The following is a 12344-nucleotide window of genomic DNA, read 5'->3' as shown; positions in this document are numbered from 1 at the left end:
ACCAACAATATGTTTCCGGCCATGGAGGACGAATCGTGGTGGAGACCGCTGATATCGAGGATAGAGGCTCGGCAGTGGACCAGGTGGTCGATGCGCTGCGGCGACTGATGCGCGAGCGCAATCTCGGCCTTGGGGATGCATTGCCCTCTGAGGCGGAGCTCGCCTCGATGTTCAACAGCAGCCGCAATACGGTCCGCGAGGCAATCCGCATCCTCAAGGCCTACGGCATTGTCGAAAGCCGCCAGAAGGTTGGCGCCGTCATCACCGACCGGCGTCAACAGGCACTGATGGATCAGTTCTCCTTCGCCATCGACATATCGGCGGAAAGCTTCCTCGATATCCAGGGTTTTCGCCGCCTGATCGAGGTCAATCTCTGCGATCTTCTGTTCTCAAGCATCGATGATGCCGCCATCGAAACGCTGCGATCGATCAACGACTCAATGAAAGCTGCACCGGAACTTTCGCAGGCCGCCGCGCTGGATTTCAAGTTCCACGCCACTCTCGTCGGCTTTGCCGGCAATCAAACGCTGTCACAAGTCTATGGTATTCTGCAGCCATTGTTGCAAAGGCTGATGGAGGCGGGCAAGCGGTCCCGCGAAGCCGTCGACAACGCTTATGACGAACATAGCGACATCATCGAGGCGTTGATAAAACGGGATCGAATCGCCTACGCCTATCACATGAACCGCCACCTGCAGGCCGGGCTGCAATTCATCGCGCCGAACGCCGTTTGAGACGCCCATTTCTTCACGGATCCATGACATGAAAAGACAGACGCTCGACACCGGCTGGACCATCTCGCGCCTTCGCGCACCCTCCACCGCGCCGTCCCTGCCGAATACGATCCCGGCCGCTGTGCCTGGCAACGTGCATCTCGACCTGATGGCCGCCCAGCTGATCACCGACCCCTATCTCGACGTCAACGAGATCTCGCAGGACTGGATCGGCCGCGCCGCCTGGCGCTATCGCCTCGCCTTCGATTGGGAGAGCGAAGAGGCCGAGCGTATCGATCTCTCCTGCCTCGGCCTCGATACGGCGGCGCGCCTGGAGCTGAACGGCACCGTGCTCGGCGAGACCCGCAACATGCATCGCAGCTATCGCTTCGACATCGGCGACAACCTCAAGAGCGGCCGCAACGAACTGATCGTCGATTTCCAATCGGCCTACGAGCATGGCGAAGCCGTGCGCAAGCAGCTCGGCAGCGCCGCCGATATACCCACAAATTATCCCGGCCCCGGCAATCTCATCCGCAAGATGGCCTGCAATTTCGGCTGGGATTGGGGTCCGACCGTCGTCACCTCGGGCATCTGGCAGCCCATCGCCATCGAGAGTTGGTCGAAGGCGCGCCTCGGCAGCATCCGCCCGGAAATTACGCTGCAAGGCGGCCAGGGCGTCGCCCGCCTGCATGTCGAGATCGAATGGGCCGCGAAGGGTACGGACAGCGTAGCCCTGGTGCTGTCGGTCGGCGGCAAGCGCTCGGAAGTTCGCGTTGCGCAGGGAGAGATCCACGCGCAGATCGAATGCCGCATCGACAATCCGCAGGTCTGGTGGCCGCACGGGCTCGGCGACCAGCCGCTCTACGACCTCGATCTTCAGCTTCAGGGCTCCGATGGCGCGGTGCTGGACGGTTGGAAGCGTCGTGTCGGCTTCCGCTCCGTGCGGCTCGACACGACGCCGGATGAGATCGGCTCGGCCTTTACCCTCGTCGTCAACGACGTGCCGGTCTTTGCCCGCGGCGCCAACTGGATTCCGGACGACTGCTTCCTGCCGCGCGTGACGCGGGAGCGCTATCGCGAGCGGATCGCCCAGGCCCGCGATGCCAACATGAACCTCCTGCGCGTCTGGGGCGGCGGCATCTACGAGACCGATACCTTCTACGAGGAATGCGACGCCGCCGGCATCATGGTCTGGCAGGATTTCCTGTTTGCCTGCGCCACCTATCCCGAAGAAGCGCCCGTCTACAGCGAGATCGAAGCCGAAGCGCGCGAGGCAATCACCCGGCTGATGCCCTATGCCTCGCTGGTGATCTGGAACGGCAATAACGAGAATATCTGGGGCTATTTCGACTGGGGTTGGCAGGATGTGCTCGGCAATCGTCCCTGGGGCGCCGGCTATTACCTTGATCTCCTGCCGAAACTGGTGGCCGAGATCGATCCGACGCGGCCCTATTGGGCGGGAAGCCCCTATTCCGGCTCGATGGAAATCGCGCCGAATGCCGACGAGCACGGCTGCAAGCACATCTGGGATGTCTGGAACGAGGTGGGCTACGAGACCTACCGCAACTACATCCCGCGCTTCTGTTCCGAATTCGGATGGCAGGCACCTTCAACCTTCGCGACATTGACGCAATCCGTGCGCGAGAAGGATCGTGCACCCGCCTCCCCCGGCGTCCTGCACCATCAGAAAGCGACCACCGGCAACGACAAGCTGCTGAAAGGCTTGGATGGTTGGTTCCCCCATCCGGAAAATTTCGACGACTGGCTGTTCGTCACACAGCTCAATCAGGCGCGCGCCATTGGCTTCGGCATCGACCACATGCGCTCGCACCGGCCGACCTGCATGGGCACGATCGTCTGGCAGCTCAACGATTGCTGGCCGGTGACGTCATGGGCGGCGATCGACGGCGCGGGGCGCAAAAAGCCGCTCTGGTACGCGCTGCGCCACAGCTATGCCCCGCATCTTCTTACCATCCAGCCGCGCGGCGACGGCCTTGCCGCCGTTGCCGTGAACGATGCGACGCTATTCTGGCGCGTGCCCTTCACCGTCGAACGTTTCGATGTCAACGGCAAGCTGCTTGCACATCACTCCGTCTGGCGCGTTCTGTGCGACCGTTTCGAGAATACCGACATTCCGATCCCCAGTGACGTGGCGACGCCTGATGATCCCCGGCGGGAATTCCTGCGCGCGCGTCTCGGCGATGCCGAAGCGTGGTGGTTCTTCGAGAAGGACATGGAGCTGCACTATCCGCAGCCGCGCTTCGATATCCAGAGCATGCAGACGGGCGACGGGATCACGGTCACCATTACGGCACAGACGCTGCTGCGCGACCTCTGCCTGTTCGTCGATCGCATTAGCCCGAATGCCGAGGTCGACGATATGCTCGTCAATCTGATGCCGGGCGAAAGCAGGGCTTTCCACGTCAGCGGCATTTCGAAGGAAGCCTTCGACAACGCCGAGCTTTCAACCATCGTGCGCACTGCCAATCAGGTCGCAGAGACGCCGGCGCATCGATGAAAGTGACAGCGTTTCCAGTCGAATGACCCGGCGCCCTTGCCGGGTCGAGTCATATGTTTTCCGTGAGCCAGCAGGCAGCCGTCACGAAAGATTGCTGTCGCGAATGGCAAAAATGCCGCCTATGATCGGGCTCAGCCTTGTGATCTAGTACCCCATCCGATCCATGAATCAGCGAGACCTAGCTTATGTCCTCGGACTTCAATCGCAGCTTTCAGACGCCCCGTCGCGAAGAACTCGGTCTTACCACGCTTACCAATAGTGCCGGCCTTTCGGTTTCAGCGCTGCCGAACGGCACGCTGTTTTCAATCGATTTTGCCGACCAGCAGGGCGGCGTCATGATCAACCAGGTGCTTGGATCGCCCGTCTATGGGGGCATCGGCCGTCTTTATCTGCGCGTCGGCGGCGCCAAGCCGGAAACGGCCGAGATCGTCGGCCCGAAGGCCGCGGTGCGTTTCGGCCATGCCGAGAGCGGCCTTTGCTGGAGCGGCGAGACGGCCGGCGTCAAGCACATGGTCAGCCTGCGGCTGCACCCGAGCGAGGCCGCATGGTTCTGGCAGGTATCGCTCGAAAACACCACCGGCACGACGCTCGCGGCCGATCTCGTTCTCCTTCAGGACGTCGGCCTTGGCGATCGCGGATTCCTGATGAACAGCGAGGCCTACGCGTCGCAATATATCGACCACCACATCGCCAACCATGCCGTCCTCGGCCCCGTGGTCATGAATCGGCAGAACCTCAAGCAGGGCGGCAAACGCAACCCCTGGCTGGCGCAAGGCTGCCTCGAGGGTACTGCGGCCTTTGCCACCGACGCGATCCAGCTCCTCGTGCCGTCCAAGGACAATGACGGCGTCATGGTGCCTGACTTCGGCATCAGCCTGCCGAGCATGCGCCGACAGCACGAGGTCGCCTGCCCGGCGATCCAGTCGAAGCTGCTTTCTCTGGCACCAGGCGCGGCAGCTACAACGTCCTTCTTCGGTCTCTTCGTTGCCGACCATCCGGCCGCCTCGAGCGATGCCGACCTTGCGCGCCTCGATAACCTGCCAAAATTGCGGGATGAACTGGCCAAGGACGCGATTGTCGCTGCGCCGCCGGCCCGCAGCCTTGTGCAGAACGCATCTTTCGCCGTCAGCGACACCCTCGAGCAGGACGACATCGATGCGTTTTATCCCAAGCGCATGCTTGAGGAGCATGTCGACGGGAAGCTCATTTCCTTCTTCGTGCCGGATGGGCCGCACAACAGGCACGTCGTGCTCAGCGAAAAGGAACGTGTCGTGGCGCGCCGTCACGGCGCCATTATCCGCAGCGGGCAGAACATGCTGCTCGACGACCAGACCTTGGCGGCGACCTGCTGGATGCAGGGCATCTTTGCCGCGCAGCTGACCATCGGCAACACTTCCTTCCACAAACTCTTCTCCGTCTCCCGCGATCCCTACAATTTGACGCGGTCGAGCGGCCTGCGCATTCTCGTCGATTTCGGCGACGGTTGGCGCCTGCTCGGCGTGCCCGCTGCCTTCGAGATGGGGCTGAGCGACACCAGCTGGATCTATCGGCTGTCCGACCGCACCATCACTGTGTCGGCAATCGCCTCCGGCGACGATCCGGCCATGCAGTGGAGCGTTTCGGTCGAAGGGGCCGCCTGCCGCTTCCTGGTATTCGGCCATATCGTACTCGGCGAACGCGATTATGAAGCAGTCGCCGATATCGCCATCGATACCGAGAACAAACGAATTTCCTTCCGCCCGCAGCCCTCGTGGCTGTGGGATCGTTACCCGCAGGCGGCCTATCACCTCGTCACCCCGACGCCGGATGCCTTCGAGGCCATCGGCGGCGACGAACTGCTCTATGACGATGGCAACTCCCGCAACGGCCCGTTCATCGCGCTGAAATCGCATCCCACGCAGGAATTGCGCTTTGCCGTCACCGGTTCGATGGCCGATGCGGCTGCCGGCGAGACCTTTTCGGCGCGCTACGCCTCGGGTGTGAAGAGCGAAGAGATGCTGGCGCCTGCACAACGGTTCTGGAGCCATGTGACGCGCAACGCGCGCATCGAAGGCGACGATCCGGATGTAACAGCCCAGGCCGTCATGCTGCCCTGGATCGCCCATGATGCGATCGTGCACTTGAGCGTGCCGCATGGACTTGAGCAGTATACCGGCGCCGCCTGGGGAACGCGTGACGTCTGCCAGGGTCCGGTGGAATTCCTGCTTGCCTATGAGCATGACGAGGAAACCCGGCAGGTTCTGAGCACCGTCTTTTCCGAGCAGTATCGGGATCGGGGCGACTGGCCGCAATGGTTCATGCTGGAGCCCTACGCCAATATCCGCGCCGGCGAGGCCCATGGCGATATCGTCGTCTGGCCGCTGAAGGCGTTGTGCGACTATATCGAGGCCACGGGCGATATCGCTTTCCTTGCCGAAACCGTGCCGTGGCGTGCCGACGACACCATGCTGCTGACCTCGGAGCGCGCGACGATCTCCGATCACGTCGAAAAGCTGCTCGAAACCGTGCGCAGCCGCTTCGTGAAGGGCACAAGCCTTATCCGCTACGGCGATGGCGACTGGAACGACAGTCTACAGCCGGCCGACCCGCACCTGCGCGACTGGATGGTCAGCAGCTGGACCGTTTCGCTGCTTTACGAGCAGTTGGTGCGCTATGCCAAGATCCTGACGCTCGCCAGCCGCAGCGATGAGGCGCAGGCACTGCAGGAGACTGCAGCCGCCATGCGCAGCGATTTCAACCGGCTCCTGATGCGCGACGGCATCGTCGCTGGCTACGGCGTATTCGATCCGAGCCATGATGGCGTCGAACTGCTGCTGCACCCGCAGGATACCCGGACCGGCCTGCATTATTCGCTGATTGCGATGACGCAGCCGATGATCGGCGGCCTGTTCACGCCGGAGCAGCGTCACAGCCATATGAAGATTATTCGCGAGAACCTGCTGTTCCCGGATGGTGTTCGGCTGATGGAAAAGCCGGCGACCTATGCCGGTGGGCCTGAAACGCTGTTCCGCCGCGCCGAATCCTCGTCCTTCTTCGGCCGTGAGATCGGGCTGATGTATGTGCATGCACATCTGCGCTACTGCGAAGCCTTGGCGCTTGATGACGATGCCGAAGCGGTATGGGCTGCCCTGGCGCTCGCCAATCCAATCGCCGTCAGCGGCCGGCTGGACCATGCGTCACTGCGCCAGCGCAACACCTATTTCAGCAGCAGCGACGCCGCCTTCGACGATCGCTATCATGCTTCGTCCGACTGGGCGCGCGTCAAGGCGGGCGATATTGCTGTCGATGGCGGCTGGCGCACGTACTCGAGCGGCCCGGGCCTCTATACCAAGAGCCTGATCGGCAATGTCTTCGGCTTCAAGCGGGACTTCGGCCAGCGCATCCGCAAGCCGCTTTTGCCGGCTTCGGTTGGTGCGTGCGAGGTCAAGCTGGATTTCAAGGCTTGAACCGATAAACACATGAGGGAGCTGCTGGCGCGGCTCCCTCATTTTTAGAATTCAAGCTGCCTCATCCCAGACAGGTGCCAGACCGTCGGGACTGACGATGCGGCCATCCGGGCGGCTAAGCGCGTGGATTGCCGCCATTTCATCCTGCGTCAGGGCAAAATCAAAGATAGCGGCATTTTCCATCGCGCGACTTTCCGACACGGTCTTCGATAGGACGACCAGACCCTGTTGCACGATCCAGCGCAGGACGATCTGGGCAACCGACTTTCCATGCCGGCTGGCGATCTCCTTCAGCGGCGTGTCAGACAATACCTTCCCGTCGGCCATGGCATAGTAGGCGGTCACCGACATGCCCAGGCTTCTTGCCGTCTCGATGACAGCGGACTGATCGAGATAGGGGTGATACTCGACCTGATTGGTGACGAGCGGCAGCTCGCTCAACGCTGCCGCCTCGCGCATCAGCACCCGATTGAAGTTCGAGACGCCGATATGGCGCACCTTTCCTGCCCTGGCGACGTCGTTCAGCGCGCCGATCTGTTCGGCAAGCGGCACTGTAGCGTTCGGCCAGTGAAGAAGCAGGAGATCGACGTAATCGGTCTTCAGCTTCTTCAGGCTTTCGTCGACCGAGGCGACGAAAGCCTCGTGGCGATAATTTTCGACCCAGACCTTCGTCGTCAGGAACAGATCGGCGCGGGCGATGCCGGAGTGCCGGATGCCATCGCCGACTTCGGCCTCGTTGCCGTAGATCTGGGCGGTGTCGATGTGGCGATAGCCGTTGCGGAGCACATGCGCCACCATGCGTTCGGTGTCAGGCCCCGGCACACGGAAGGTGCCGAAGCCGAGAGCGGGGATGGAGGCGCCGTTGGCGCTGACGATTTGCATGGATTGTCCTTTCGATTGCAAAGTTTGATCAGGCAGCGGAGGAGACGGCCTGCGCCGTGGAGGCCGAGCGGCGGTCGAGCGCGCCGCTCCAGAGAGTGAAAAGCAAGGCAGCGACGACCAGGATCGCGCCGACCCAGGGTGTGGCACCGAGGCCAAGCGAGGATTCCACCACCAGGCCGCCGACCCACGCACCCGCGGCAATGCCGAGATTGAAGGCGGCAATATTGAGGGCAGAGGCCACATCGACGGCGGCAGGGCGAACCTCCCGGGCAAGCTGGACGACATAGAGCTGCAGCCCGGGCACATTGGCGAAGGACAGGAAGCCGAGAGCGGCCAGCGTCGGGATGGCAAGCCAGGGCGAGACAGCCGTGAAGCTGAACAGGACGAGCACCACAGCCTGGGCAATGAACAGCCAGGTCAGCGCGCGCACCGGATTGCCGTTGGCGAGGCGCCCGCCGACGACATTGCCGATGGCAATGGCGACGCCATAGAGTACCAGGATGAGGCTGACGGCGGAGGCTTCAAAGCCGGTCACGTCCTGCAGGATGGAAGCCAGGAACGTGAAGGCAACGAAAGTGCCGCCATAGCCCAGCGCCGTCATGGCGAAGACGATCAACAAGCGGCCGCTCGCAAGCACGCGGATCTGCTCACCGATGCCGGCCGCCGGTGCCTTCTTCAGGTTCGACGGCAGCAGCAGCGCGATGGCGGCGAAGGCGATGACACCGAGAGCTGCGACGGCGGCAAAGGTGGCCCGCCAGCCGAAGGTCTGGCCGATGAAGGTGCCGAGGGGAACGCCCGTCACGATCGCAACCGTCAACCCCATGAACATCATGGCAATTGCCGAGGCACGGCGGTTTTCCGGCACGAGATCGGCCGCGATGGTCGAGCCGACGGAGAAGAACACGCCGTGGGCGAAGGCGGAAAGTACGCGCGCGACGAGCAGCGGCGCATATCCCGGGCTCAAGGCGGCCATGCCGTTGCCGACGATGAACAGCGCCATCAGGCCAAGCAGCAGCGGCTTGCGCTCGATGCGGCCGGTGAGCGCCGTCAGGATCGGTGCGCCGAAGGTGACGCCGAGCGCATAGACGCTGACGATGAGGCCGGCAAGCGGCAGGTTGATGTGGAGGTCGTTCGCCACAGTGGGGAGCAGACCGACGATGACGAATTCGGTTGTCCCGATCGCATAGGCAGCGATCGTCAACGCGAAGAGAGCGAGAGGCATGAGATCACCCGATCCAAAAGACAGGCCGGAGAATTCCGGCTGCATAGGTTCTTGTTCGGGAGAGAATATGGGGCCAAGACATTCAAGCGATAATCGCCTATATAAACGCAACACTTGTGAATTCAATTCAAAGCCAGGAGGAAGAAGTGGACAATCGCGCCGGCGAGATGGATGTCTTCGTTCAGGTGGCGACCCTTCGCAACTTCTCGGCGGCCGGGCGGAAACTACGCCTGTCTCCGTCTGCCGTCAGCAAGCTCATCACCCGGCTGGAAGAGCGGCTGAACACCCGTCTTCTGGTGCGCACCACCCGCTCCCTGCAACTGACGCCGGAAGGTGAGATCTATCTGGAAAAGGCGCAGGCGATCCTCACGGATATTCAGGAAGCGGAGAGGATCGTGGCAGCCGGCGGGGCGGCCGTGCCACGTGGTTTGCTGCGGGTCAGCGCCTCCGTCGCCTTTGGCGTGAGCTGCCTTGTGCCACTCATTCCCGATTTCCTGAGACGCTACCCCGAGATCGAACTGGACATCTCGCTCACCGACAACGTCATCGATATCGTCGGCGAGCGCGCCGACGTCGCTATTCGCTCAGGGCTATTGCGGGATAGCTCGCTGAAGGCCCGCAAGCTTCTAGAAAGCCGCCGCGTCGTCGTCGCATCGCCGGCCTATATCGAACGGAAGGGTCTTCCGAAGACGCCGGAAGAACTCGACCATCACAATTGCCTGACCTTCAATTTCCGTCCGACGGCCGAAGGCTGGCCTTTTCGCGATCCACACACCGGCGCGCAATTTGTGAAAATCGTTGAGGGCAATCTCCAAGCCAACAACGGCCCGACCGTGCGCAGCCTCTGCCTCGAGGGCATGGGCCTTGCCCGCATCGGACAATTTCACGTGCAGCCGGATATAGATTCTGGACGGCTGGTGCCAGTTCTGGAAGACTTCAATCCGGAGGATATCGAAAACATCCATGCCGTCTATGCCGGCCATGAGCACCTGGCGGCCCGCATCCGCGCCTTTATCGACTTTCTGGTTAACCGAATCGGATAAACCGAATCCGGACACTCCAGAGCGGAGAGCAGGATTTGGAAACGGAACTCTATCTCCCGATCAAGTCATTTCTCGAGACGGCGGGCTACGCCGTAAAGGGCGAGATCGGCGGCTGCGATCTCGTCGGGCTCAATGACGGCGAGCCGCCCGTCGTCGTCATCTGCGAGCTGAAGCTCACTTTCAATCTCGAACTGATCCTGCAGGCGGTCGATCGTGCCGCGGCCAGTGACGAAGTCTGGATTGCCGCCCGGGTCTCGGCGAAGGGCAAGGGCCGGGAAAGCGACCGGCGCTTCCGCGATCTCTGCCGGCGGCTGGGCTTCGGCATGCTGGCGGTGTCCGACAGCGGCACCGTCGACATCGTCGTCAGCCCTGTCTCGCCGATGCCGCGCAAGAATGCGCGCCGCAGATCACGGCTTGTTGACGAACATCGCCGGCGAAAGGGCGATCCGGCACTTGGCGGCAGCACGCGCAAACCGATCATGACTGCCTATCGTCAGCAGGCCCTTGCCTGCGCCGCAGCGATCGAAAACGGCGTACAGAAACCGAAGGATATGCGTGCCGCAGCACCAAAGGCGCCGCAAATTCTGAGGGATAACGTCTACGGCTGGTTCGAACGCGTCGATCGCGGCATCTATGCGCTTACGGAAGTCGGTGCGGAGGCGCTTAAACGATGGCCGGCGCCACAGCCCTGAATATGGAGAAATTCGGGCCGCCAAACATTAAATTCATGTAATATCTTAAAATTTTGCAATAATAACATGATCAATATTTAATTTGTAAAAGTCAATTGGCGGATCATATTACATGACAGCGCCAATTCAATTTTATACTTTGCCTCCCCACAGTAAGTGCGGGAAACAAAGGCTCCCGGAAAGAATTGACGCGAACCCATTCGACGCCTGTCCCGGAGATGGACAAGACGCCAATTCGCCAACAATCTCGCAAGGGACTTTTGCCATGTCATCTATTCTTCGCAAACATCGCACCGCCGCCATTGTCGGAGCCGCCATCATTGTCGGCGCGGGCGCATTGCCTTTTGCCTTCGGCACCTCCGCAACCCCAGCAGCCGCAGCCGAGCCTGCCGGCATCATCGCGCCCGGCGGCTCCTTTGCCCCGATCGTCGACGCCGACAAGCCCGCTGTCGTCACCGTCACCACAACCATGAAGGCGACGGACACGAGCGCCGACAGCGGCGACTCGCCGATGGACGAGCAGTTCCGCCAGTTCTTCGAAAACCAGGGTATCCCCTTCCCGAAACAGGCGCCGCACCAGCAGCAGAACCAGCACGCCATGGCGCTCGGCTCCGGCTTCGTCATCAGCCCTGACGGCATCATCGTCACCAACAACCACGTCATCCAGAACGCAGTCGACATCAAGGTGACACTCGACGACGGCACCGAACTGCCGGCCAAGCTGCTGGGCGCCGACGCCAAATCGGACCTTGCCGTCCTGAAGATCAAGGCGCCGAAGCCGCTGGCAACCATTGCCTGGGGCGATTCCGACAAGTTGAAGCTCGGTGACCAGATCCTGGCCATCGGCAACCCCTTCGGCATCGGTACAACAGTCACCGCCGGCATCGTCTCGGCCCGTGGTCGCGACCTGCACAGCGGCCCCTATGACGATTTCATCCAGATCGATGCCCCGATCAACCACGGCAATTCCGGCGGCCCGCTTGTCGACCGCGAAGGCAATGTGGTCGGCATCAACACCGCCATCTATTCGCCGAACGGCGGCAGTGTCGGCGTCGGCTTCGCCATTCCTTCCGACGAAGCCAAGACGATCGTCGCCAAGTTGGAAAAGAATGGCTCGATCGATCACGGTTATCTCGGCGTCGCGATCCAACCCGTAACCTCGGATGTCGCCAACGCCATGGGCCTGTCACAGACGCAGGGTGCGCTCGTCGCCAGCGTCAATGACGGAACCCCCGCTGCCCGTGCCGGCATCAAGAGCGGCGACATCGTCACTGCCGTCGGCAACGAGACCGTCAAGACGCCGAAGGATCTGTCGCGGCTCGTCGCCGATCTGTCCCCGGGCGACCAGCGTTCGGTCACTCTGTGGCGCAACGGCAAGAGCATGGATGTCAATGTCACCATCGGCGGCAACGACGACAGCAAGCAGGCCGCCAATGACAACGGCGATGGCAAGGTTCAGCCTTCCAACCAGCCGAGCATCGGCGTCGGCCTCGCCAACCTCACTCCCGATCTACGCCAGCAGTTGAACCTGCCACACGGCGTCGAGGGTGCGGTCGTTGCCAGCGTCAACCCGGACAAGCCGGCCGCCGCAGCCGGCATCCAGACCGGCGACATCATCGTCTCGGTCAACGACCAGCCGGTTCGCAACGCCCATGAGGTGCAGACCGCCGTTGCACAGGCAAGCAAGGATGGCCGCAAATCCGTCCTGCTCCTCATCGAGCGTGATGGCGACAAGACGTTCGTGGCTGTACCGTTCTCGGCCGCCTGACGCCTGAACCGATAGCACAAAGCGGCCCGTCTCCCATTCCGGGAGGCGGGCCGCTTG

The 12344-nt window shown here is 62.0% G+C and carries 8 protein-coding genes; 6 read left to right on the top strand and 2 right to left on the bottom strand.

Annotated elements, in window-relative coordinates:
• Positions 1–35 precede the first annotated feature (35 nt).
• From FHT29_RS07255 to FHT29_RS07245, 3 genes are all read left to right on the top strand, one after another.
• Positions 36–734: an FCD domain-containing protein gene (locus FHT29_RS07255; RefSeq protein ID WP_245297463.1), complete on the top strand. Its 699-nt coding sequence runs from the start codon at positions 36–38 to the stop codon at positions 732–734.
• Between the two features lie 28 nt (positions 735–762).
• Positions 763–3234: a glycoside hydrolase family 2 protein gene (locus FHT29_RS07250; RefSeq protein ID WP_168599463.1), complete on the top strand. Its 2472-nt coding sequence runs from the start codon at positions 763–765 to the stop codon at positions 3232–3234.
• A 185-nt stretch (positions 3235–3419) separates the two neighbouring features.
• A complete protein-coding gene (locus FHT29_RS07245) occupies positions 3420–6680 on the top strand; it encodes a cellobiose phosphorylase (RefSeq protein WP_168599462.1) in 3261 nt (1086 codons plus the stop codon).
• 51 nt (positions 6681–6731) lie between these two features.
• Here the strand turns inward: FHT29_RS07245 and FHT29_RS07240 are convergent, their stop codons facing one another.
• Both FHT29_RS07240 and FHT29_RS07235 read right to left on the bottom strand, forming a co-directional pair.
• Positions 6732–7562 carry an aldo/keto reductase gene (locus FHT29_RS07240; RefSeq protein WP_047554614.1) on the bottom strand — a complete coding sequence of 277 codons (831 nt, stop codon included), beginning with the start codon at positions 7560–7562 and terminating at the stop codon, positions 6732–6734.
• A 28-nt stretch (positions 7563–7590) separates the two neighbouring features.
• Positions 7591–8784 carry an MFS transporter gene (locus FHT29_RS07235; protein ID WP_037193233.1) on the bottom strand — a complete coding sequence of 398 codons (1194 nt, stop codon included), beginning with the start codon at positions 8782–8784 and terminating at the stop codon, positions 7591–7593.
• Positions 8785–8930: 146 nt separating this feature from the next.
• On the opposite strand from FHT29_RS07235, the gene FHT29_RS07230 reads away from it, so the two are divergent.
• The 3 genes from FHT29_RS07230 to FHT29_RS07220 all read left to right on the top strand — a co-directional run bounded on the left by FHT29_RS07230 (position 8931) and on the right by FHT29_RS07220 (position 12287).
• Positions 8931–9827 (top strand): LysR family transcriptional regulator, encoded by an 897-nt coding sequence (locus tag FHT29_RS07230; RefSeq protein WP_168599461.1) that lies wholly within the window; start codon positions 8931–8933, stop codon positions 9825–9827.
• Positions 9828–9862: 35 nt separating this feature from the next.
• Positions 9863–10519, top strand: coding sequence for a DUF2161 family putative PD-(D/E)XK-type phosphodiesterase (locus FHT29_RS07225; RefSeq protein ID WP_047554612.1), 657 nt, complete (start codon positions 9863–9865; stop codon positions 10517–10519).
• Between the two features lie 265 nt (positions 10520–10784).
• Positions 10785–12287, top strand: coding sequence for a DegQ family serine endoprotease (locus FHT29_RS07220; protein ID WP_047638426.1), 1503 nt, complete (start codon positions 10785–10787; stop codon positions 12285–12287).
• Positions 12288–12344 lie beyond the last annotated feature (57 nt).

This window comes from Rhizobium sp. SG741 (assembly GCF_012275435.1).
Classification (GTDB): domain Bacteria; phylum Pseudomonadota; class Alphaproteobacteria; order Rhizobiales; family Rhizobiaceae; genus Rhizobium; species Rhizobium lusitanum.
The sequence above is the reverse complement of the archived record's forward strand: the minus strand, read 5'-3'. Positions and strand labels throughout refer to the sequence as shown.

Excerpts from the sequence above, each read along its gene's own strand:
- FHT29_RS07250 (WP_168599463.1), top strand. The coding sequence starts at position 763 with ATGAAAAGACAGACGCTCGACACCGGCTGGACCATCTCGCGCCTTCGC.
- FHT29_RS07245 (WP_168599462.1), top strand. The coding sequence starts at position 3,420 with ATGTCCTCGGACTTCAATCGCAGCTTTCAGACGCCCCGTCGCGAAGAA.
- FHT29_RS07240 (WP_047554614.1), bottom strand. The coding sequence starts at position 7,562 with ATGCAAATCGTCAGCGCCAACGGCGCCTCCATCCCCGCTCTCGGCTTC.
- FHT29_RS07235 (WP_037193233.1), bottom strand. The coding sequence starts at position 8,784 with ATGCCTCTCGCTCTCTTCGCGTTGACGATCGCTGCCTATGCGATCGGG.
- FHT29_RS07220 (WP_047638426.1), top strand. The coding sequence starts at position 10,785 with ATGTCATCTATTCTTCGCAAACATCGCACCGCCGCCATTGTCGGAGCC.